Source organism: Nonomuraea fuscirosea, from assembly GCF_035917475.1.
In the GTDB taxonomy this organism is placed as follows: Bacteria; Actinomycetota; Actinomycetes; order Streptosporangiales; family Streptosporangiaceae; genus Nonomuraea; species Nonomuraea fuscirosea.
Genome location: NZ_CP109074.1, coordinates 7,233,847 through 7,255,688, shown reverse-complemented (window position 1 = coordinate 7,255,688; position 21,842 = coordinate 7,233,847). Strand labels below are relative to the sequence as shown.

General features: G+C 72.4%; 17 protein-coding genes. 11 read left to right on the top strand and 6 right to left on the bottom strand.

Annotated features, from left to right (window positions below):
- The first annotated feature begins 212 nt into the window (after positions 1-212).
- Genes OIE67_RS33085 through OIE67_RS33075 form a run of 3 tightly spaced genes read left to right on the top strand, consistent with a single transcriptional unit; the run spans position 213 to position 1,581 of the window.
- Positions 213-584, top strand: coding sequence for a hypothetical protein (locus OIE67_RS33085; RefSeq protein ID WP_326645825.1), 372 nt, complete (start codon positions 213-215; stop codon positions 582-584).
- Between the two features lie 29 nt (positions 585-613).
- Entirely contained in the window at positions 614-1,192 is a 579-nt protein-coding gene (locus OIE67_RS33080) for a hypothetical protein (RefSeq protein ID WP_326645823.1), read from the top strand.
- A gap of 26 nt (positions 1,193-1,218) precedes the next feature.
- Positions 1,219-1,581, top strand: a complete 363-nt coding sequence (locus OIE67_RS33075) for a hypothetical protein (RefSeq protein ID WP_326627851.1) — start codon at positions 1,219-1,221, stop codon at positions 1,579-1,581.
- Between the two features lie 12 nt (positions 1,582-1,593).
- On the opposite strand, the gene OIE67_RS33070 is transcribed toward OIE67_RS33075, so the two are convergent.
- Complete coding sequence (locus OIE67_RS33070; RefSeq protein WP_326627849.1) at positions 1,594-3,249, bottom strand: carbamoyltransferase family protein; 1,656 nt, start codon at positions 3,247-3,249, stop codon at positions 1,594-1,596.
- 492 nt (positions 3,250-3,741) lie between these two features.
- Between OIE67_RS33070 and OIE67_RS33065 the strand changes: the two genes are divergently transcribed.
- From OIE67_RS33065 to OIE67_RS33030, 8 genes are all read left to right on the top strand, one after another.
- The gene (locus OIE67_RS33065; RefSeq protein ID WP_326627847.1) at positions 3,742-4,890 is read left to right on the top strand and encodes a SagB/ThcOx family dehydrogenase; all 1,149 of its coding nucleotides are present in this window, start codon (positions 3,742-3,744) and stop codon (positions 4,888-4,890) included.
- A gap of 65 nt (positions 4,891-4,955) precedes the next feature.
- Complete coding sequence (locus tag OIE67_RS33060) at positions 4,956-6,122, top strand: SagB/ThcOx family dehydrogenase (RefSeq protein WP_326627845.1); 1,167 nt, start codon at positions 4,956-4,958, stop codon at positions 6,120-6,122.
- Positions 6,119-8,092 carry a S9 family peptidase gene (locus OIE67_RS33055; RefSeq protein ID WP_326627843.1) on the top strand — a complete coding sequence of 658 codons (1,974 nt, stop codon included), beginning with the start codon at positions 6,119-6,121 and terminating at the stop codon, positions 8,090-8,092. The genes OIE67_RS33060 and OIE67_RS33055 overlap by 4 nt, the downstream gene beginning before the upstream one ends.
- The gene (locus OIE67_RS33050; RefSeq protein WP_326627841.1) at positions 8,082-9,341 is read left to right on the top strand and encodes a tetratricopeptide repeat protein; all 1,260 of its coding nucleotides are present in this window, start codon (positions 8,082-8,084) and stop codon (positions 9,339-9,341) included. The genes OIE67_RS33055 and OIE67_RS33050 overlap by 11 nt, the downstream gene beginning before the upstream one ends.
- Positions 9,342-9,347: 6 nt before the next feature.
- Positions 9,348-10,766 carry an MATE family efflux transporter gene (locus OIE67_RS33045; RefSeq protein ID WP_326627839.1) on the top strand — a complete coding sequence of 473 codons (1,419 nt, stop codon included), beginning with the start codon at positions 9,348-9,350 and terminating at the stop codon, positions 10,764-10,766.
- A 16-nt stretch (positions 10,767-10,782) separates the two neighbouring features.
- Positions 10,783-11,382 (top strand): O-methyltransferase, encoded by a 600-nt coding sequence (locus tag OIE67_RS33040; protein WP_326627836.1) that lies wholly within the window; start codon positions 10,783-10,785, stop codon positions 11,380-11,382.
- Positions 11,383-11,384: 2 nt separating this feature from the next.
- Positions 11,385-12,665 carry a hypothetical protein gene (locus tag OIE67_RS33035; protein WP_326627834.1) on the top strand — a complete coding sequence of 427 codons (1,281 nt, stop codon included), beginning with the start codon at positions 11,385-11,387 and terminating at the stop codon, positions 12,663-12,665.
- Between the two features lie 156 nt (positions 12,666-12,821).
- Positions 12,822-14,621 carry an AfsR/SARP family transcriptional regulator gene (locus OIE67_RS33030; protein WP_326627832.1) on the top strand — a complete coding sequence of 600 codons (1,800 nt, stop codon included), beginning with the start codon at positions 12,822-12,824 and terminating at the stop codon, positions 14,619-14,621.
- Between the two features lie 35 nt (positions 14,622-14,656).
- On the opposite strand, the gene OIE67_RS33025 is transcribed toward OIE67_RS33030, so the two are convergent.
- The 5 genes from OIE67_RS33025 to OIE67_RS33005 are packed head-to-tail and all read right to left on the bottom strand — an operon-like array spanning position 14,657 to position 21,834.
- Complete coding sequence (locus OIE67_RS33025; protein WP_326627830.1) at positions 14,657-15,967, bottom strand: glycoside hydrolase family 28 protein; 1,311 nt, start codon at positions 15,965-15,967, stop codon at positions 14,657-14,659.
- Positions 15,964-18,006 (bottom strand): hypothetical protein, encoded by a 2,043-nt coding sequence (locus OIE67_RS33020; protein ID WP_326627829.1) that lies wholly within the window; start codon positions 18,004-18,006, stop codon positions 15,964-15,966. Before OIE67_RS33020 ends, OIE67_RS33025 begins: the two co-directional genes overlap by 4 nt.
- Positions 18,003-19,004 carry a DUF5605 domain-containing protein gene (locus OIE67_RS33015; protein WP_326627827.1) on the bottom strand — a complete coding sequence of 334 codons (1,002 nt, stop codon included), beginning with the start codon at positions 19,002-19,004 and terminating at the stop codon, positions 18,003-18,005. Before OIE67_RS33015 ends, OIE67_RS33020 begins: the two co-directional genes overlap by 4 nt.
- Positions 19,001-20,386 carry a DUF5060 domain-containing protein gene (locus tag OIE67_RS33010; protein WP_326627825.1) on the bottom strand — a complete coding sequence of 462 codons (1,386 nt, stop codon included), beginning with the start codon at positions 20,384-20,386 and terminating at the stop codon, positions 19,001-19,003. The genes OIE67_RS33015 and OIE67_RS33010 overlap by 4 nt, the downstream gene beginning before the upstream one ends.
- Before the next feature lie 14 nt (positions 20,387-20,400).
- Positions 20,401-21,834 carry an ABC transporter substrate-binding protein gene (locus OIE67_RS33005; protein ID WP_326627823.1) on the bottom strand — a complete coding sequence of 478 codons (1,434 nt, stop codon included), beginning with the start codon at positions 21,832-21,834 and terminating at the stop codon, positions 20,401-20,403.
- Positions 21,835-21,842: the final 8 nt, after the last annotated feature.

Genomic DNA, 21,842 nt, shown 5'->3' with positions numbered 1-21,842 from the left:
CGGGGCCGGCTGCACCTGGCCCGCGGCTACCACGACGCCGCCGCCCGCGCCGATCGCGAGGCGGCGGCGACCCGCGCCGGAATCGGCTGAGGAAAGCGGTACTCGCCCGGAATATGCGGGCCATGTACCGGGCGTGTGCCACCGGTATTCCGCCCGGATTCATAATCAGGGCGCGACAGAGTTTATCTCTGACCCCTGTCGGAAGGGACCTCATGAGACTCAGATCCGGTTTCCTGGTGCTCACGCTCGCCGGCGCGACGATATCCGTCACCTCCCCCGCCGCGTACGCCGACCACTACACCACGTACAGGAATGCTTCCTCCGTCGGCGGCACCCTCTATCTGCACGCTGCGAGCGGCCCCAGGAAGGGCGCCCGGACCAGCATGAGCGGCAGCATTTTCCGAGTCTATGCGAACACCTACAACGGCGCGGACGGCGGGCTGCACGCCACCTCCAATTCCGTGAGCTCGATCGTCGTCCTCAGCCACCCCCGATACAACTACGGCCGCAGCGGCTGCAAATGGACTCTCGCGGGCTCGAACAGCCGCGTGAACCTGAAATGCGAATCGCGCATCGCGTCATGACCGGATCAGCAGGAGAGAGGTTTCTTGTCATGAGAAAACCGTTGGTTCTGACGGCCGCCGCCACCGCCGGGGCGGCCGCGATCGGCCTTTTCCTCGTCGTCACGGCGCAGGCCGGCACCGCGACCTCGAAAGCCCCGGTCGAGCAGTTGTCCCTCATGTCCCGGCAGCAGACTCAGGCGGATCACCTGCCCGCGTTCGTCTCCGCCGGGACCGAGGTCGGCGACCTGGTCGCGGCCGACACGACCCGGCGGCTCGGCTCCTCCGGCGCCGGCACGCACTGGTCCGGGGTCGACGCCGAGGGCCGGCTCTGCCTGATCACGGTCATCGGCGACCAGGAGGCCGACTTCGTCGCCGGGGCTTCGTGCGCGGAGCCGTCCGACTTCGCCGGACAGGGCGTCGGCCTCCAGGTGGCCGGCCCGCCCGGCGCGAGCGAGGCCTACCTCCTGCCGGACGGCGTGCCCGCCGCTCAGCTGGGCGACGGCTACACCGTGGTGGCGCCGAACCTGGTGCTGTCCGACCCGGCCGCGGCGGAGACCGGCCCGCGCGGCGTCACCGGCGCGAGCGGCGCCTTCACCCTCTCCGACCTGTCGCCCACCGTGGCGCGATGAGTCCTGCCGAGACAAGGAGCCAGGCCATGTCACTCAGGAAGCGGCCGCTGTCCCTCGCTCTGGCGTTCCTGCTGGCGGTCCCGGTGTTCGCCGCCACGACCGGGACCGCGCACGCCGCTCTCATCACGTACTGCAATCGCGAGATCGGCAACAACGTGGAGTGCGCCAGCGCGTCCTACCTGTCGATCAGAGGAGGCTCCGTCGAGGCCGGAAGGGGGATGGACGTCTACCTCTACACCGACTCGAACGTCTCCAACACCTCCTACAGCTCGAAGGGGAGCTCCGGGCACACCACGATGACGCATCCACGGGTCAGCCCGGCCTACAGCACCTGCAAGTGGGTCCAGGCCAAGGGCAGGTCGCACATCCTGTGCAAGTACCGCAACTGACCGTTCCGCCGCTCAGCCGGCGGACTCCTGGCCGGTCCGCTCCAGCACGTGGTCACCGAGGACGAGAACGTCCAGCCCGCTGCGCAGGAACGTGGACAGGGCGTCCTGCGGGGAGCACACGATGGGTTCGCCGGCCAGGTTGAAGGAGGTGTTGAGCACGGCCGGCGTGCCGGTCATGTCGCGGAAGGACTCGATCACGTCGTAGTAGCGCGGCGTCCGGTCGCGGCGGACGTACTGCGGGCGCGCGGTGCCGTCCACGTGCACGGTCGCCGGCATCAGCGGGCGCACGCCGTCGCGGACGTGGGTCGCGCCGAGCATGTGGTGCCCGAGGTCGCCGAGGTCGTGCGTGAAGACGCGGTCGCGGTCCTCGGCGAGCACGCTGGGCGCGAGCGGCCGCCACAACTCCCTGCCCTTGACCTGGTTGAGCCGGCCCACCATCGTGCGCCGCCGGGGGTCGGCCAGGATGCTGCGCGCGCCCAGCGCCCGCTGCCCCACCTCCGCCCTGCCCTGGTACCAGCCCACCAGGCGGCCGGCGGCGAGGTGCTCGGCGACGCACGCGGCGAGGTCGGAGTCGGAGAGCCGCCGGCCGGCCAGCGGCGCCGACTCGGCCACCTCAGCTATCCGCGCGGAGTGGTCGCGGCCGAGGTAGGCGCCCACCCGGCCGTTCGCGGTGGACACGCCGGTCAGGCCGCTGTCCCTGGCGGCGAGCAGGGCCGCGCCGACGGCCACGCCGCAGTCGTAGGCGAAGGGCGGCACGTAGAGCTCCTCCACCGACGGGTGGCGGGCCAGCTTGCCGTTGGCGGTGCAGTTCATCGCGACCCCGCCGGCCAGCACCACCTGGGCGCAGCCGGTCTCGCCGACGGCCGCCGTGACCAGGGAGCTCAGCGCCGCCTCCAGGGAGGACTGCACCGACGCGGCGAAATCGGCATACGCCATGATCTCCATCCCGTCGCCCTCCCCGTACGGGAAGCAGGCGGAGAAGTAGGGTGTGACGCTCGCGTTCAGCGCCTCGCGCAGCTCCGGCATCGTCCGGTTCGGCACCCGCTCGGCCCCGGCCAGCCGGTAGCCGTCCGGGGTCACCTCGATCGGCATCGCCATCCGCGGCTCGCCGTAGGCGGCCAGCCCCATGAACTTGCCGACGTCGGTGGGCCCGAGCCCGCTCCACGACGACGCCTTGCTGTAGTAGCGGCCCAGCGACTCGGCCAGGTCCCACTGGGCCAGCCGTTTGAAGGTGTCGGCCTCGGCGAGGTAGGTCGTCGTGGCGGCGTCCTCGCCCCGGCCGTCCGTGACGATCACCGTGGCGCGGTCCCAGCCGCTGGTCCAGAACGCGCTGGCGGCGTGGGCCAGGTGGTGGCCGTAGAAGTGGATCGGGATCTCGTGCGGGACGCCGATCCGCTTGCGGAAGATGTCCACGGGGAAGCCGCGGCCTTCGAGCGCGAAGTACTTCGGCATGTCCCAGCCGACGGCGACGCACGAGACGTCGCTCAGCTCGATGCCGGCGTCCATGAGGCACGTCCTGATGGCGTCGCGCGGCGACTCGTTGACCGCGCGCTTGCGGCGGCTGATCCGCTCCTGCTCGATCAGCGAGATTATCTTCCCGTCCTTCACCAGCGCCGCGGAGGCGTCGTGCGAGCCGGTGTTCACTCCGACGATATAGCCGCCCGACATGGATGCCGCTCCTTCTCGTCGCGAAGTGGAAAACGCGCTGGAAATCACTGCGCGGCGTCAGCCTCGCAACAAGTCAATCGCCTGTCAAGGCCGCTCATTGCCGGTGAACCCGGTATTCGGAAGCGCCGGCCGGTCTTTTCAGCGAGCTGTCAGACGGCTGACAGACGGCTGCCAGCCGATTGATATCGCGGTGTGCTAGAACCATTCTCGGGCGCCACGCACAATGCGTGGAAAAGCGGTCAGCACGTCATTGACAGCTGCTTGTCCCGTAGGAACCACCGGTTCCGGCTGAGCTCAAATGAGGAGGTGAATTCAGATGAGTGAGACCATGACGTCCGCAGAGGCGCTCGATGTCGTCGAGGACACGTCGGAATACGACGTGATGCTCCTCCAGTGCGAGTGCTACTAGGCGCGCACGAGTAGGCCGGTGTCGTGGTGCCGGCGTCGGTTCACCACGACGGCGCCACGGCATTCGGCACATTCCATCGAGTGATGTCTGAGAGTCTCATGCTCGTACGAATCAATCCCGCGGTCCGCATGATTCCCCCGTCGGAACTGGTCGGTGACCGCTGGATAGCGGAGAACCTGCTGGAGAAGAAACGCCACCGGCTGCGGCCGCCCGCCGCCGCGGCGCTGGCCGCCGCCTTCCGCCCGCGCACGCCGGACGACCTGGCCGGCCACCTGACGGACGCCGACCCCCTGCACCGGCCGGCCGGCTACTGGTCGGGCCTGGTCGAGGTGCTGCGCGAGCGGGCGCTCGTCGTGGAGGCGGCGCAGGTCGAGTCCGATCCGCGGCTCGCCTGGCTGGTCGGGCTGCGCCGGAGCTGGAGCGGGCACGGCTGGGGCGAGGCGGCCGAGTATCACGCGCTCGCCTACGACTACCCGTGCGTCGACTACTCCGAGGCGGCGGGCACGTACTTCGACCACGACCGCATGCGGGCCTACCAGGCCGTGGAGCCCGACCTCGACCGGCACAAGCTCGACCATCTCGAACGCCCCGAGCTGCCGCTGCCCACACCCGCCGCGGGGATGGCGCCGGGCACGGTGCGCACCGTGTGGGGCGGTGAGCGCCTCGCACGCCGGGCCGACTTCGCGGCGCTCTCCCGGATCCTGTCGCTGTCCTTCGGCGCCACCGGCGAGCGGGTGCCGATCACCGACGCGGCCCCGCTGCTGCGCCGCAGCAGCCCGTCGGGAGGCGGACGCAACCCTTCGGAGGGGTACGTGATCGTCCGGGACGTCCCCGGCGCCGCGGCCGGCCGCTACCACGTCACGATGCGGCCGTTCGGCCTGCGGCTGCTGGACGACGACGGCCCGCTCGGCGACGAGGACCTGCGCCGGATCTTCCCGCAGAGCATCCGGAGCTTCCCCGATGTCCGGGCGCTGGTGGTCATCACGAGCCTGTTCGAACGGAACATGTACCGCTACCGCGAGCCTCGGACGTTCAGGACGGTGCACATGGACGCGGGGCACATCGCGAGCACGGTGCAGTTGTCAGCCCGCGCGATGGGCCTGCGGGCCGCCGTCTTCGACCGAGACGCCGCCGCGGAGGTGGAGCGGACCCTGGGGCTCCAGGGCCTGCGGGAAGGCTACCTGCTCACCGTCGCCATCTCCGACGGCGAGCCAGGGCCGGCGACCGCCTGATGAGTCTTGATGAGTCCGGTTCAGCGCGCGGCGAGAAGGATCGGCGCGCCGCGAGAAAGGGCACGATGATGTCGGCGGAAATGCCCGAGGTCCGGTGGCCGGCCGGATTCAGGATGCGGCCCGCGGCCGACCCGGAGTCGGCGCGGGTCGAGGTGACCGACGCCGTCACCGGCCGGCGGTTCCACTGGTCCCCGGAGACGTTGTCAGGACACATCCTGCGCGGCGACCCGGATCTCGCCGCGCTGGACGACGGCGACGAGTGGAAGAACGTGCTGAAGGCGGCCGGCGAACGCCGCGCCCTGCTGCACGACTGGCGGCACTGGCAGGAACGCCGCTGGCACCCGTCCGACCACTACTACCTCGCCTCCCGGCTGGACGACCCGGCCCTGGAACTGGACACCGGCGAGCCGGCCCTGGATCCGGACACCAGCGAACTCGCCCACGACTCGGGCACCAGCGAGCCAGCCCTGGATGCCTACAGCGGTGAGCCTGTGCGCCCCGGCGCCGTGCAGTCGTTCCCGTTGACGGATGGGTCGCCGGTGCGGGCGCGGACGGATGGGCCGCCGCCGGAGTGGCGGCCGGACGGGACCGTGCTGCAGCTGGGCACGTCGCCGGCGCTCGGCGGGCAGGAGATCGCCCGGCTGCTGGTGAACCGGCGTACCGGACGCTCCTACATCAAGCGGGCGGCCCCGCTCGACAGCCTGTCCGGCCTGCTCTGGTACGGGCTCGCGGACGCGCGGGACGCGCCCGCCCTGGCCGGGCACCCGGATCGGCGCGGCTCGGCCTGGGACTTCTACCTGTGCGTCTACAAGGTCGAAGGTGTCGAGCCCGGCGTCTACCGCTACGACGCGCCGAACCACCAGCTCGTCGGCGTACGGCCCGGTGACCACCGCGACGCCATGATCGACGTGCTGCAGGGCATGCACTCGCCGGCGACCGCGACGTGGACGCTCGGGCTGGTCGCCGACTTCGCCCGCTACCAGTGGCGCTACCGCAGCGAGCACGGCCTGCGCCGGCTCTACCTGGAGGCGGGCGTGCTCGGCCAGCAGCTCATCGTCCTTGCCATGTCGTACGGGCTGAGCACCCTGGTCACGCCCGCCCAGAAGGACCGCGCGTACCTGGACCTGCACGCCCTGCCCGAGGACCGGTTCGCCCCGGTCTACACGCTCACGATGGGGCTCTCCCGAGGCGGGGCGGGCGTCGGCTTCGACAACGCGCCGGGGGCCTCATGACGGTGCCGGCCGCGACCGGCGACGTGCGGCTGCGACAGGCGCTGCTCGCCGCCGAACGCGACACCTCGCCCCGGCTGTCGCCGGACGGTCGTTCGATCGCGTTCCTCCGCACCGGCGACAGCGGCCCCGAGGTGTGGCTGCGCACCGGCGACGGCGCCGAACGCCGGCTGGCCGCGCACCACGCGGAGGCGATCCAGGACCTGCGATGGACGGCCGACGGCTCGGCCCTGCTCTACCGGCGCGGCCCGCGCGGGCGCGAGTCCTGGACGCTGTCCGGGTTGCGCGGCGCGACGTTCGAGCCGATCACGATCTCCTCAGGGGGATCGGTCACCGAGTACTGGTTGTCCGCCACCGACCCGGACGCACTCGTCTACAGCCACCGGGATGCCAGAAGCAGGGGCACGCGACTCTTCCGCGCCGACCTCGCCGATTCCGGCTGGGCCTCCGGTGGCGGTCCCGGTAGGGACTCCGATGGCGATTCCGGCGGAGGCTCCGGTGGCGCTCCCGGCGAGGACCGCAGCGGCGGGTCGCGCCTGATCGCCGCTGATCGGGGGTTCCATCGCTGGCTGGTGGACGGTGGGCTCAGGCCGCGTGGCGGTACCCGGTTCGCGGTGGACGGATCGACGGAGATCGTGCTGGGGGACGACCTCGATACGGCCCGCACCGTGCTCACGGTGCCGGTCGACGCCACTCCCGACCTGGCCGTGTACGGGTTCAGCCGCGACGGCGAGCGGCTGTTCCTGCTGATCGGCGGCGAGACGGGCACGCGCAGGCTGGTCGCGGTCGGGTCGCGTGACGGGTCGGCAGAGACGATCTTCGCGCATCCCGAACTGGACGTCGGCGGCTACCCGATCGGCAACGACGGCGTCTGGTTCGACCCGGTGACGGGGGAGCCGGACCTGTGCGCGGTCATGGACCAGCGGCTGCGCTACCACGGGCTGACCGGACGGGCGCGGGCCGGGGTCGCGAGCCTGGCCGCCACCGACGAGCACTCCGCGGTCATCCTCGACCGCAGCGCGGACGACCGTACCTGGCTGATCGTCCACGTGCACGACGACGGCCCGATCGCCTACCACTCCTACGACCCCGCCACGAGCAAGGCCGAGCCGCTGTTCGTCAACCGGCCGGACCTCGTGGGGCGGGAGCTGGCCCGGCTGGAGGACTTCTGTTTCACCGCCGGCGACGGCGTGGCGATCAGCGGGTACGCGATGCGCCCGAGGTCGGGGACACCGCCGTACCCGACGGTCGTCCTGGTCCACGGCGGCCCCGCCAGCCGCGACCTGTGGCGCTTCCACGCCGACGCGCAGTACCTGGCCTCGCTCGGCTACCTGTCGCTGCACGTGAACTATCGCGGGTCTAAGGGGTTCGGCGCCGCGTTCCGGATGGCGGGCTACGGCGAGTGGGGCGGCCTGATGCAGCAGGACCTGTACGACGCCGTGGCGAGCGGCGTGACCTCCGGGCTGGTGGACCCGGCGCGGGTGGCGTTCTGCGGCGCGTCCTACGGGGGATACGCCGCGCTGCTCGCCGCGTGCACCCGGCAGGACCTCGTCCGCTGCGCCATCGCGATCAGCCCGCCCTGCGACCTGGTCTCCTTCACCGAGCGCCCGCCCGCTTACTGGCAACCCCTCGCCGTCCTGCTGCGACGCCAGGTCCTCGGCGCCCGCGACGGCGACCAGGCCCAGGACGGAGACGGCGACGGCCGATGCCTCGACGAACGGGTGTTGCGGCGGCGTTCGCCCGCTCAGGCGCTGGACGCCTCGTGCGCGCCGCTGCTGCTCGCGCACGGCGTACGCGACCCCCGCGTGCCGGTCGCGGAGGTCGACCGGTTCGCGGACCGGGCCAGGGACCTCGGCGTCCCGGTCAGGTACCTGAGGTTCGCGGACGAGGGCCACCACGTGCGGTCCAACCCAAACCGGCAGACCCTTTTCACCGAGATCGAGCGATTCCTGGAGACTCACCTTGACGTCTGACCCGCGCACGTTGCAGGTGCGGCCGCGCTACGCGCGCAGCGACCCCAGGGGCCTGTTCCCCCACGTCACCGGCCTGCCAGAACCGCCGTACAACCGGCTCGCCCACTTCTGGCGGCCGATCATCGACATGACCGACAGCGACGTGGCGCCGTCCCGGCTGCGGATGATCCGCCCGGTCGCGTCCTGGCTGGCCGAGCCGGAGTCGGGCGAACAGCTGTGGTTCGCCCGGATCAACGTCACGGGCCTGCGCCGTCAGGTGATCAGGCACGCGGGACTCGACGCGTACGACTGCCGCGAACCGAAGAACCTGGCCGAGCAGCTTCGCACACCCGCCTGGGAGACGCTGGTCCTGGCCATCGACCGGTTCGACCGGCTGGACCCGTACGTGCGCGCGCTGGTGCTCTTCCAGCTCGCCCAGCTCTCCTTCTGCGAGCTGGGCATCCGCCTGGCCGGCGACGTCCAGCCGGACGGCGACCCCGTCCGCGACCGGTACGTCTACCAGGTGGCCCGCCTGCACGCCCGGCTGCCCGGCAGCAGGCCCGTCGCGCTGCGGCTGTTCGAGCAGCTGGCCACGTCGTCGAAGGACCCGCTGCTCGCGCTGCTGTCGTGCTTCCAGGGGATCAGCCACGCCATCCGCAAGGAGAACGATCTGGACCTGGCCCGCCGGTTCGAACGGCACGGCCAGGCGGTGACCGAGCTGCCCGACGACTGGCACACGTACCTGGTGCTCAGCCGCTTCCACCGGGCGCTGGCGCTGCTGCGCCTGAACGAGCGCCGGTTCGGCGAGATGCGCGCCGAGGTGGGCGCGGCGCTGGACTTCCACGAGCGGCTGCGGCCCGAGGTGTCCGGCGAGGTCGACACCATGGTGGCGGACGAGAACCGGCGCATCCTGCTGGAGTCGCAGATCAACGCCGCCGTGCGGGCCCGTGGCGGCGAGTCCGCGGCCCAGGTGCGGGCGCTGTGCGCGGAGATCATCGCGCTCGACCCGTACTGCGTGCTGGTCCGGCTCGCCGTGGGCGACGGGCACGCGGCCATCGGCGAGCACGCCGAGGCCGCCCGCTGGTACGAGCGGGCCGGCGAGCTGGGCACCGGGGCCGGCGCGATCGGCTGGTTCCGCGCGGGGCAGTGCCACGACTTCCTCGGCGACCGCGGCGCGGCGATCAACGCCTACGGACGCTGCCTGGAGCTGGACGCCTCGGCCGTCGAGCCGCGCGAGTACCTGACCGCGGCGCGGACCGCCGAGGGGTGAGGTGACGTGAGCGCGGACACCGCCTCCGACGCGCGGACGCCGGTCAGGCAGATCGCCGCACTGGGACTGCCGTTCCTGCTCGGCGCGTTCCTGTCGTCGGTGTCGGGCGTCATCGACACCGCCATGATGGGCCGGTTCGGCTCGGCCGAGCTGGCGGCGGTGTCGGGCGCGTCGGCCGTCTTCGACGTCTTCTCCGGCGTCGTGCTCGCCACGGTCGTCGGGCACCAGATCCTGGCGGCCAGGTTCGCCGGGCGGGACGACCCGGCCGGCCTCCGCCGGTCGTTGCGGTCGTCGATGTGGTACTGCGGCGCGTTCGCCGTCCCGCTGACCCTGCTCTGTCTCTTCGCGGGCGGCCGGCTGACCGGGCTGATCTCGGACGGCGACGGCGGCGTCAGCGTCCTCGGCGCGGACTACCTGCTCGCCAGGGGCCCTTCGCTGCTGCTGCTGGTCCCCTTCAGCCTGCTGGCCGCGACGTTCAACGCCTACAAGCGGCCACGGTACGCGACGGTGGCGAGCGTCGTGATCAACGTGGCCAACATCCTGCTCGACTGGCTGCTGATCTACGGGCCAGGCCCCTTCCCGCGGCTGGGCGCGACCGGCAACGGCCTGGCGACCACGATCTCCTGGCTGCTCGGCATCGGCTGCCTGCTGGTGGCGGCCCGCCGGTTCCGGCTCGCGGAGCTGCTGCGCCGGCCGGGCCCCGGCGGCCCCGTCGACTTCGAGACGTCGATCCCCAAGCTCGGCTGGCCGGCCGTCGTCTCCATGGGGCTGGACTACTCCAGCAACGCGATCTTCTTCGCCATCATCGGCGGGCTCGGCCAGGCGGCGCTGGGCGGCGGCCGGATCGCGTTCCAGATGATGGTCCTGCTGTACGGGGTGGGCACGGCCTTCTCGGCGGCGGCGCGCATCCTCATCGGGCGGGCCGCGGGCGCGGGGGAGGTGGGGGACCTGCCCGTCCTGTGGCGGGGGAGCAGGCTGCTCCTGATGCCGCCGGCCCTGGTCGTGGGCGTGGTGCTGGTCGTGGCGCCGGGACCGGCCGCGTCGCTGTTCACGTCCTTCCCGGACGTGCTGCGCGACGGCGCCGCGGCGATGCCGCTGATCGGCCTCTGCCTGCCGCTGATCGCGTGGACGCTGGGCAACGTCAGCGTGCTCCGCGCGCTCGGCCAGACCCGCTCCGACATGTACGGAAATCTGGTGGCGGCGCTGTGCGTGCAGCTGCCCGTGAGCTGGCTGCTGGCGAGCGTGGCCGGGCTCGGCATCGCCGGGGCCTACGCCGGCGTCGTCGGCTACTGGCTGGTCCGCGGCGCGCTGACCGAGTTCCTCGCCCGCGCCCGCATCCGGCACGAGACCCGCGCCGCCGCCGTGGCGCGGGACGGCGGGGCCCTGGAGTCCGCCGCCTCCGACCCGGGCGCCCGGCCCGCATGAAACGACGAAGGAGCCGATGGTGACCGAACACCTCATCGACGTCCCGCCGCTGTCCGCCAAGGCGCAGGCCATCGCGGACCAGGGCAACTGGCGGCTGTCGTCCGACCGGCAGACGGGCGCGCTGCTGCGCACCCTCGCCGCGAGCAAGCCGGGGGGCCGCATCCTGGAGATCGGCGCCGGCGTCGGCGTGGGCGCCGGCTGGCTGCTGGCCGGGATGGACGCGGCGGCCCGGCTGACCACCCTGGAGCTCTTCCCCGGCCTGGCCAAGGCCTGCGCGTCGGTGCTCGCCGCGGACGACCGCGCCGAGGTGGTGCGCACGGACGCGGTCGACTGGCTCACCGCGTACGCGGGGCCGCCGTTCGACCTGGTCTTCGTCGACACCACCATCCTCAAGTTCGACCGCCGTGACCTGGTCTTCGCCCACCTGGCCGACGGGGCGCTGCTCATCGCCGACGACCTGCTGCCGCAGGAGAAGTGGACCGAGGAGCACTACCCGCGCGTCGAGCGTTTCCGCGAGGAGATCATGAACGAGCCCGGGCTGGTGCCCACGCTGGTCGACTGGGCCTCCGGCATCCTCATCGCGAGCTACCGCAAGAGCGAGGGAGGGGGACGCTGAGCGTGCCGGGCCGCTTCCACGTGCGTCAGCGCTACACGCGCAGCGACCCCAGGGGCCTGTTCCCCCGGGTGACGGGACGTCCCGCGCTGCCGCACAACCGGCTCGCCGCCTTCTGGCGGCCGGTCGTCGACCTGGCCGACAGCGAGGTGGCGTCGCTGCGCCTGCGGATGATCAGGCCGGTCTCGACGTGGCTGGCCGATCCGGAGGCGGCGCCGTGGCCGTGGTTCTCGCGGATGGGGCTGCCCGGCGTCCGGCGTCAGGTCGTCCGGCACGCGGGGCTCGATCCGTACGACTGCGCGGATCCACGGCAGTTGCCCGGGGAGTTGCGCACGCCCCGGTGGGAGACGCTGGTCGCGGCGGTGGACGGGTTCGCCGCGCTCGGTCATCGCGCCCGTACGCTGCTGATCTTCCATCTCGCCCAGCTCTCCTACCACCCGCTCGCCCTCCGGCTGGCCGGCCCGGTGCGGCCCGACGGCGACCCCGAACGCGACCGGTACGTCTACGAGGTCGCCCGCGTGCGCGCCGGCTCACCCGGCCAGGTCGCGCACGCCCTGTCGCTGTTCGAGGAGCTGGCTGGCTGCGGCGACCCGCAGGTGGCGCTGGCCGCCTGCTTCCAGGGCATCGGGCACGCCCTGCGCCACGCGAACGACCTCACCTCGGCCAGGCGGTTCGAGGAACGCGGCCGCGAGCTGGCGAAACCACCGGACGACTGGCACGCCTGCCTGGTCTTCAGCCGCTTCCACCGGGCGGTCGCACTGCTCCGCCTGACGGAGGGCGACCCCGGCGCCGCGACCTCCGCGCTGACCACGGCGAAGAGCGCACACGACGACCTGGCGGCGGCGCGGCGCCCGCACGACGACCTGGCGGCGGCGCAGCGTGCGTACGACGCCCCGGCGGACCCGGCGCCGGGCGGCACGGACTCGATGATCGTGCGGGAGAACCGGCGCTACCTCCTCGAACTGGAACTCGACGCCGAGACCCGCGGCGGGTCAGGGTCGCGGACCGTCGCGCTCTGTCAGGAGCTGCTCCGGCTCGACCCGTACTGCTTGCACGCGAGACTGCGCGCGGGCGACGGGTTCGCCGCCGCCGGAGACCTGGCGCGGGCGGCGCGGTGGTACGAGCGGGCCGGCGAGCTCGGCACCGGAGCCGGCGCGACCGGCTGGTTCCGCGCCGCGCAGTGTCACGACCACCTCGGCGACCGCGCCGCCGCCGTCAACGCCATGGGACGCTGCCTCGAACTCGACGCCACCGCCGTCGAGCCCCGCGAATACCTGGCCGGCTGACAACGCACTTAACCTCCCGCATACGGTCGGACGACTTCACTTAGAGAACTGGAGAAATGTTGAGGTCTGCCCGGGTTGGGATGCGAAGCTGACATTGGCTTGAGCCCACGGGGGGCGAGCGCTCAGCGTGGCCGGCTGAGGCGAGGAGGCGGGCGAATGTTCGAGTTCGGGCTCCTGGGACCGCTCACGGTGACCTACGCCGGGGTCCCCTTGCAGGTCGGCGCCGCCAGGCAGCGGGCGCTGCTCGCCTCGCTGCTGGTCGACGCCAACCGCATCGTGCCCGCCGACGAGCTGATCGCCCGCGTGTGGCGCGGCGACCGGGCCGGCAACGCGCGGGCCAACCTGCACACCTACGTCATGCGCCTGCGCCGCACGCTGGCGGCGGGCGGCGCGCCCGATCCGATCGTGACCCGGCCGGAGGGTTACCTCATCGAGGTGCCGGACGAGGCCCTGGACCTGAACCGCTTCGACGCCCTGGTGAGCGAGGCGCGGACGGCCGACCCAGAACGGACGGCGGCCCTGCTGGAGGAGGCGCTGGCGCTCTGGTCCGGCAGCCCGCTGTCCAACGTGCCGTCGGAGGTGCTGCACCGGGAGGTCGTGCCCGGCCTGGCCGAACGGCGGACGCTGGCGCTTGAGGCGTACATCGACGCGGAGCTGGCGCTGGGCCACCATCGTGACCTGGTGGTCAGGCTGCGCGAGGTGACCGCCCGCCATCCGCTGCGCGAGCGGTTCTGGACCCAGCGGATGACCGCCCTGTACCGGTGCGGACGGCAGGCGGAGGCGCTGGAATGCTTCCGTACGGTCAACGCGCTGCTGACCGAGGAGCTGGGCATCGAGCCCGGCGAGGAGATCCAGGAGCTGCACCGGGCGATCCTGGCCCGGGATCCGCGTCTCGGCGCGCCGGCTCCCAGGATCCAGGTCAGGCGGCACGACCTGCCGGGCGACATTCCCGACTTCGTAGGGCGGTCGGCCGAGCTCGAACGCCTCCTGAGCTGGCCGTACCGCGACGGGCCCGGCGGGAGGGTCCTGACGATCGACGGCATGGCGGGGGCCGGCAAGACCGCGCTCGCCGTCCGCGCGGCCCACCGGGTGGCCGACCGCTATCCCGACGCGCGGCTCTTCCTCGACCTGCACGGTCACACCCCCGGCCGGGAGCCCATCGAGCCGGCCGCCGCGCTCGACGTGCTGCTGCGCGCCGTCGGCGTGCCCGGCGACCGGGTCCCGGCCCGGGTCGAGGAGCGGACCGCGATGTGGCGGGCCGAACTCGCCGGCCGGCGGGTGCTGCTCGTCCTCGACGACGCCGCCAGCGCCGCGCAGGTACGGCCGCTGCTCCCCGGGGACGGCTCCCTGGTGCTGGTCACGAGCCGGCGCCGGCTCACCGACCTCGACGCCGCGGACACCCTGTCCCTCGACGTCCTGTCGCCGGCCGACGCCGCGGCGCTGCTCGCCCGGCTGGCCGGTGAGCCGCGGGCCGCGGCGGAGGCCGGCGCGGTCGCCGACGTGGTCAAGTCCTGCGGATATCTGCCCCTGGCCGTGCGCATCGTCGGCAGCCGGCTCCGCGGCAGGCGGGTCTGGTCCATCGGCTACCTGGCCCGGCGGCTGCGCGAGAGCTGGCCGGGGCTGGAGGAGTTCGTCACCGGTGACCGCAGCGTCGCGGACGCGCTCAGGCTCTCGTACGAGCGGCTGACCCCGGACGAGAGGCACCTGTTACGGCTGCTGAGCCTGCTGCCCCCGGCGACCGTCGACGCCTGCATGGCCGCGGCGCTGGCCGACGTCGGCGTGGACTGGGCCGAACGGCTGCTCGAAGGGCTCTTCGACGTGCACCTGATCGAGCAGTGCGGGCCCGGCCGCTACCGGCTGCACGAACTCGTCCGCCGCTCCGCCAACGCCACCGCCCGCGACGCGCTGACCGACGCGTCCCGGCGCGAGGCGATGAGCCGGATCCTCGGCGGCTGAGTCCCGGCTCGCCCACGCTGAGGCCCGTTCGCCGGTCATTCTCCCCCCACGGTCACCCCCGTCACCGACAGTCCTTCCACGTCGTCGACCACGTCCGCCCGCAGCACCCGCGCGAACGAGCTGTCCCTGATCGTGATCTCCCGCAGCGGCTGCTCGGGATACCCCCGCAGCAGGTACGCGCTGCGCGTGCGGTCACTGCGCACCCCGGACACGTGCACGTTCCTGATCGGCGGCGGGTCGTCGCCGTTGTGCCCGTCCCCGTGGTAGAGGTCGATCGAGACGACCTCCTTGGTCAGCTCGCTGACCTCGACGTCCTTGACGTAGACGTTCTCCACGAAGCCGCCGCGCACGGAGTTCGTCTTGATGTAGAGCCCGAAGTACAGCCCGGGACCGCCCCACCGGCAGTGGCGGACGAACACGTTGCGGATGCCGCCGGTCGTGTCCGTGCCGATGGCGACCGAGCCGTAGCGGTAGCGCATGTCGCAGTCCTCGATCAGCACGTCCTCGCACGGCACCCCGACGCGCCGCCCGTCCGGCCCCCGCCCCGCCTTGATGGCGATGCAGTCGTCGCCGACGTCGAACACGCACCCGGTGATCACCACCGAGCGGCACGACTCGGGGTCGCAGCCGTCGTTGTTGGGGCCGCGCGAGTGGATGGACACGTTTCTGACCAGCACGTTCTCGCACCGGACCGGATGGATCTCCCACATGGGGGAGCGCACGATCCGCACGCCCTCCACCAGCACATCGCGGCACAGGTACGGCTGGATCATGTTCGGCCGCAGGTAGTGCCCCGCCCCGAACACCCGCTCCGCCACCGGGACGCCCTCGGCCGCCATCCGCTGCAGCTCGGCCCAGTCCGCCGCCTCGTGCGGGGCGCCCTCCCGGTAGCCGAACCCGGGCGTGCCCACCCACGGCCACCAGTGCTCGGGGCCGGCGGACCCGTCGAGCGTCCCGCCGCCGGTGATCGCGATGTTCTCCTGGCCGTAGGCGTAGATGAAGGGGGAGTAGTTGTAGCACTCGACGGCCGAGAACCGGGTGTAGACGGCCGGCAGGTAGTCGGCCGGGTCGGTGCTGAACCGGATCGTCGCCCCCGCCTCCACGTGCAGGTCCACGTTGCTGAGCAGGTGGATGGCGCCGGTCTCGTACGTTCCAGGCGGCACCCGCACGTGACCGCCGCCCGCCTCGTGGCAGGCGTGGACGGCGGCGCGGAACGCCTCCGTCCACGGGCCGCCGGTGCCGTAGTCGGTGAGGTCGAACCAGCGGTCGGGGAACGCCGGCGGGCGCACCCGGTCCCTGAGCTCGTCCGCGTACCGCCAGGCCGCCTCCTCGTCGGCGAAGTTCATGCCGCCCTCCTCATCCGCAGCGCGTGGTAGAGCGGCAGCGCGATCACCCAGGACGGGTTCCACGTGTTCGCCTCGCCCGTACGCTGCCAGTTGGTCTGGAAGAACCCCTCGCCCTGCTCGCCGGGCACCTCGAAGCCCCAGTCGCCGGGCTCCGCGCAGACGCCCTGGCCCATGGCGTGCAGGATCGTCCAGGCGCGCTCGGCGTACCAGGGCTCGCCGGTCGCCAGGCCGAACTCCATCAGCTCGGAGGTCGGGAAGAACACGTCGAGGTGGTGGTTCTGCACGCTGACCGACGGCCAGCCGCACGCCTTGAAGCCGCGCCGCTCGAACGTGGTGCCCGCGGCGTACTCGGGCGACCACACATAGACGAACGTGAGCAGCCAGTCGGCCGCCGTCCGCGCCCACCGCGCGTACATCTCCTCGCCGGTGAGCCGGTAGAGCTCGAAGGCGGCCAGGAAGTAGTACATCCCGGCCTCCTTGTCCTCCCCCGCGGCGTCGAGCGTGGCGTGCGCGAACGGCCGCTCGAACGTGGCCGCGTGCAGCCGGTGGTAGTGGCCGAGCACCTCCTCGGCGCGCAGCAGCCACACGCGCTCGCCGCCGAGCCGGTAGGCCCCCAGCATCGCCTGCACGCACGCGATCCCCGCCGCGGTGACCATCGGGCTGACCGCGGCGCCCGAGGGCGTCCAGCCGAGCGGGACGACGCCCTCGGGCAGCCGCGCGTGCCAGAAGAGCGTGGCGGCGTCCGCCACGGCCTCCTCCCACTCCGGCGGCACGTCGAGGCCCGCGTCCCTGAAGTCGGCGGCCAGGCCGGCCAGGTCGGCGACGGTCTCGCCGAGGGCGCGGCTGGAGACGAAGCCGGCGCCGTCCCTGCGGAACATCTCCCACCCGCCGTCGTCGACGAGGTAACGGGCGGCACGCAGGCCGCGCACGGGGGTCGCGCTGCCCGCGACGTAGAAGTCCGCGGCCCGCCGGGCCCGCTCGATCCGCTCGGGCCGGTCCTCCTGGAGGCCGAGCAGGGCGTCGCAGCGGGCCAGCTTCATGCACTGCCCGGTCCAGCCGTACAGGTACGACCGGGGCCGGCCGTGCCGGACGCCGTCGTAGGCGAGGTAGCCGTCGCCGTTCCAGCGGGCGTCCATGGCGTTGGCCTTGAGCCGGACGAGCTCGTCCGCGGACAAGGGGCCGGCGGCCTCGTCCTGGTAGAGGCCGGTGCGCACGAGCTTGGTGAAGCCGAGCCCGCGCGGCTCGACCGGCCCCCAGTCCAGCGTGTGCCGGGTGGTGAGCGTCGCGGCCGGGGCGAGGTCCCGGTAGCCGACCTCCCGGTCCGCGATCTCGGCCTTGCTGACGTAACAGACGTCGGGACGCCCGCCGAACATGATCACGCCGGACATGGCCGTCACCGTCAGCCCCGGCGAGCGCAGCAGGCCGAGCGAGCCGTAGGCGACGCCGCCGTCCCCGCGCGACCGGTCGGGCTCGGGGTGGGCGAAGAGGCTGACGTAGCGGCCGTCCCACGCGGCGTTGACGGCGGGGACGGGCAGCCGGTGCTCCTCGACCACGAGCCCGCCGGCGATGTGCGGGACGGTACGGGCCGGGTCGGAGGAGGGGTTGTCGTTGTAGAGCACGCCGGGCACGGTCACGTGGACGTCCTCGGCGGGCAGCGGGATCAGCAGGCCGGCCGCCACGTCGGCGACCTCCTCGGCCGAGTCGTTGCGCCACGTGGTGGTGAGCGTGAGTCGGCCGTCGGTGCCGAAGGCCAGCTCCAGCCGCGCGCTCAGCGCCTCGGCCAGCGCCGTCACCACCAGGGTCCCGCCGTCCGTCACCGCCACGCCGCCGGGGCGCGCGGGCTCGACCCGCCACGGCCGGCCCGCCGAGGCGGTGAGCAGGCCGCGCAGCGGGACGCGCAGGTGCGGGGCGCCGGCGTCGCGGCGGCCGAGCAGGAGCTCCGGCCCGTCGCGGCCCGCCACCACCTCGACGTACTTCCCGCCCGGCTCGGCGATGGCGGCGACGGCGGTCGTGCCGGGGGCCTGCGAGGAGACGGTCATGGGCGCCGCCTCAGCCGGACGGCCTGCCCGACCGTGCCCGGCAGGTCGACCGTCACCACCGGGCCCTCCCGCACGCCGACCGGCGTGACCGTCAGCTCCCACGTGTCGATCACCTCGACCTCGTACCGGCCTTCCGGTACCTCGTACTCCCGCTGCGGGAAGCGGTGCTCGCCGCAGAACTCCAGGTAGAACTCGCCGGGCAGCTCCAGCATGGGCGCGTCGCGGTCGCGGTAGCGGGCCTCGTCCGGCGTCCCGGCGAACACGTGCCGCAGCAGCGCGAGCCGGGGCACGGCCTCGCCGGCGAGCGTCCCGCCGTCCTGCGACCAGGTCAGGCCCTCGTCGTCGGCGTACGACTCGCCGTGCGTCACGTACCGCCGCCTGATCGCGCCGTCCCACGCGCTGGTGACCACCTCCTCAGGCGGCAGGCTGCGCCAGGGGTCGTCCGCGTCGCCCTCGTACCCGCACATGTCCATGAGCACCGGCCGGTGGTGGTCGCGCGTGCGCACCCAGGCGTCGCGCGGGCGGGGCGCGGTCACGCTGCCGTGGGTGAAGCCGTGCCGCCACAGCAGCGGGTCGTCCGGACCCGTCGTGATCGACAGCGGGTGGTGGCCGGGGTCCTCCTCGGCCACCAGCCGCGCCAGCGCCACCCAGTCGTGCTCGGACAGGCCGGGCAGCGCGGCGGGCTCGTCCGACAGCGACCACCACACGTTCGCGTGCGCGGCCAGCCGCGGGACCACCTCCGTCACGTAGCGGGCGGCGGCGTCCGCGTCGTCGATGCCGTCATCGTGGCGCAGCAGCACGATCTCGGCGGTCACGCCGATCGCCGCCAGCTCCGCGATCCGCTCCTCCAGCTCGTCCAGCGTGCACCGGGTCGCTGCCGCCGCCATCCGCACCCGGTCGAAGGGCGAAGAGGCGAGGGCGGCGAGCGTCCGCGCGCGCCGCCTCTCGCCGTGCAGGTGCCAGCCGAGCGCGGTGGTCGCCATCGGCCCGATCCTCATCGCTCCTCCACTTCCGTCATCAGCAGCGCCAGGTACGGGCGGCGCGGCAGCGCAATCCCGGCCGGCCCCTTGAACACGCCCGGTACCGGGGTGCGCGTCATGTTCCAGGCGTCGATGATCTCCACGGTGTACGCACCGTCCCCGGCTGCTTCCACCGTGACGCGCGCCGGACGCCGCCGGCCCAGGTAGCGCAGGGCGCCGCCGTCGCGGCGCAGCCCCTCCATGACCTCGCGCAGGAACGCGATCCTTACCGGGCTCTCCCCGTACAGGCCGCCGCCGTTGCCGATCCAGGCCCGCTCCTCGTACCCGGCCAGCGACTCGCCGTGACCCGCGTACGCGCCCCGCGCCATCGCCTCCCAGCAGCGGTCCACCAGCTCGGCGGCGGTGACGTTGCCCCAGCGCTTGCCGATGTTCCCCTCGTAGGAGATCTCGTCCAGCACCACCGGCTTCGGGCAGGCGCGCAGCCACTCGGAGGCCGGCGTCACATCCCAGTGCTGGACGCTGTGGTGGGTGATCCACGGCTTGGTGGTGTCGTACAGGGTCGCGACCTCGTACATGCGGGTGCCGTTGTGGATCGAGCGCAGGTGCTCGTACGGGTCCAGCCGCTGGATCGTGCGCAGGATGTCGTCCCAGTCCGCGACGGTCTTGGCCCGGTTGAAGTCGTATTCGTTGGCGGCCGACCACCACACGTTGCGGTAGGCGGCCAGGCGCGCGATCACGTGCCGCAGGTAGGCGTGGTCGGCCTCCCGCCCCATGTCCTCCACGCCCCGCACCCCTCCGTCGTACGGGTGGAACAGGATGACGTCGGCCTCGACGCCCAGCTCCAGCAGATCCCTGATCCGGGCTTCGAGATGGCGGAAGAAGACCGGGTTGTACCGGGTCCTGTCCAGCCCGCCGGGGTCCTCGCCGGCGAACGGCACCTCGGGCGGCCGCATCGCCCCGGTCGGCAGCACGCACATGCGCAGCTTGTTGAACGGGGAGGCGGCCAGCGTGTCCAGCGTCCGGCGCTCGCGCTCCTCGTCCATGTCGTGCGTCCAGTGGTAGGCGGTCGTGCCGAACGGCAGGTACGGGGTGCCGTCGGCGTACTCGAAGTCGGTGCCGGCGGCCCGCACGGGGCCGTGGTTCCCGGGAGCGGGCGGCCCCGCCTCGAAGCCGCCCGTACGCCCGTCCAGCTCGGTCACGTTGCTTACGGTGGTGTAGCTCCACGAACCCACCGCGTCCGGCATGAACCGGACGCGGTAGACGCCGTCGCCGTCGTAGAAGCCCTCGGCCTCGACGATGCGATCGCGGAACCGGTACCGGGCCGACAGGCGAACCTCCGTGAAGGGGTTGCCGCCGGAGGGCCCGGCCAGTTCGATCTCGTGGACGCCCCAGCGTTCCACGGTGGGGGACAGTGTTACCAATCCTTCCCGGACTCGGACTGAGCCTTGATGTAGTTCGGGATGTCCTGCTGCTGGGAGAGGGTCAGCGCCTGCTCGGGCGTCCCGCCGTCCCGCAGGATGTGCTGGCGGTAGACCGACCACAGCGGCAGATCCCAGTACTCGGTGTTCTCATAACCGGAGATCGCGGCGTTCTCGCCCCAGTAGACGGCCGAGGTGTCGATCTTCGCCAGCTCGGGGATCGCCTTGCCGAAGCTCGCCACGACCTGGTCGGTCTCCAGGACCGCCTTGACGCCGTGGCTGGACAGCTCGGTCTGGCCCTCCTCGGAGACCAGCCACTTCACGATCGCCAGCGCCTGCTCCTTCTTGGGCGAGGACGGCGGGATGAACGCGGCCCGCGTGTTCGGCTGGTACGTCGTCGTGGCGCCCTTCTTCAGCACCGGGATCGCGCTGACGCCGATGTCCACGCTCTTGGCCTGCTCGGCGAAGGCGGCCTCGTCGCCGTCCTCGATGAACAGCTCGCTGCCGGCGTACATGTTGAGCCGCGACAGCGTGTCGACCGCCATGGCCAGGTGGCCCGGCTGACTCATGTCGCCCTTGAAGAAGTCGGTGACGGTGGTGAAGTCGTTGCGCGGGATCTCCAGGAAGCGGTACAGGTTGTCGACGTACGTCTTCCAGGCGTCGCCGCTGATGTCGACCTTGACGTCCTCGGGCGCCGGCTCCTCGCCCGACGTCGGCAGGAACGGGTAGAGCCCGGCCTGGTTGAAGTCGAGGTACTGGTCGGGGTGCTGCATGTAGCCCTTGTAGTGGTCCAGGCCGTCGTCCTTGGTCAGCTGCTTGGCCTTCTTGTACGCCTCGTCGTACGTCATGCCGGGCTTCGGGTGGTTCACCCGGAACTTGTCGAAGATCTTCTTGTTGTAGAGCAGCACGTGCTCGTCGATGAACAGCGGCACGCCGTAGAGGCCGCCGTCGGAGCGCGACCTGGTCAGCTCCACCGCCGCCTGGTTCAGCGTGTTCACGTCGATGCCGGCCCGCTGCAGGTCGGCCGTGAGGTCGCCGACCCAGCCGAGCGGTTCGAGGTCGCGGTCGATGCGGTTCTTCGGGTCCTCGATGACGATGTCCGGGGTGACCCCGGCCTTCTTCAGGTCCTCGTAGCGCACGGGGTAGTCCCACGTCGCGTACTTGATCTTGACGTCGGGGAACGCGGCCCGCAGCTTGTTGCCGATGAGCTCGTCGAAGACCCGCGTCGCGGCTCCCTGCTCGTCCTGGACGGTCGCCTCGAACGGCTTGTAGTTGGCCGCGAAGATGAGCAGCTCGTCGTCGCAGACGCTGAACGGGAGGTTGTACTTGTTCGGCACGTCCTTACAGGCGGCGGCCGAGGCGGCGTCGGCGGGGACGGCGGTCACGGACAGGGCGAGCGCGAGCAGCGCGACAGCACGCACCTTGTTCACAGGGGGAT

What these genes read in the sequence shown, in the direction of transcription:
- OIE67_RS33085 (WP_326645825.1), top strand. Translation starts at nt 213, where the DNA reads ATGAGACTCAGATCCGGTTTCCTGGTGCTCACGCTCGCCGGCGCGACG.
- OIE67_RS33080 (WP_326645823.1), top strand. Translation starts at nt 614, where the DNA reads ATGAGAAAACCGTTGGTTCTGACGGCCGCCGCCACCGCCGGGGCGGCC.
- OIE67_RS33075 (WP_326627851.1), top strand. Translation starts at nt 1,219, where the DNA reads ATGTCACTCAGGAAGCGGCCGCTGTCCCTCGCTCTGGCGTTCCTGCTG.
- OIE67_RS33070 (WP_326627849.1), bottom strand. Translation starts at nt 3,249, where the DNA reads ATGTCGGGCGGCTATATCGTCGGAGTGAACACCGGCTCGCACGACGCC.
- OIE67_RS33065 (WP_326627847.1), top strand. Translation starts at nt 3,742, where the DNA reads ATGTCTGAGAGTCTCATGCTCGTACGAATCAATCCCGCGGTCCGCATG.
- OIE67_RS33060 (WP_326627845.1), top strand. Translation starts at nt 4,956, where the DNA reads ATGATGTCGGCGGAAATGCCCGAGGTCCGGTGGCCGGCCGGATTCAGG.
- OIE67_RS33055 (WP_326627843.1), top strand. Translation starts at nt 6,119, where the DNA reads ATGACGGTGCCGGCCGCGACCGGCGACGTGCGGCTGCGACAGGCGCTG.
- OIE67_RS33040 (WP_326627836.1), top strand. Translation starts at nt 10,783, where the DNA reads ATGGTGACCGAACACCTCATCGACGTCCCGCCGCTGTCCGCCAAGGCG.
- OIE67_RS33030 (WP_326627832.1), top strand. Translation starts at nt 12,822, where the DNA reads ATGTTCGAGTTCGGGCTCCTGGGACCGCTCACGGTGACCTACGCCGGG.
- OIE67_RS33025 (WP_326627830.1), bottom strand. Translation starts at nt 15,967, where the DNA reads ATGAACTTCGCCGACGAGGAGGCGGCCTGGCGGTACGCGGACGAGCTC.
- OIE67_RS33020 (WP_326627829.1), bottom strand. Translation starts at nt 18,006, where the DNA reads ATGACCGTCTCCTCGCAGGCCCCCGGCACGACCGCCGTCGCCGCCATC.
- OIE67_RS33015 (WP_326627827.1), bottom strand. Translation starts at nt 19,004, where the DNA reads ATGAGGATCGGGCCGATGGCGACCACCGCGCTCGGCTGGCACCTGCAC.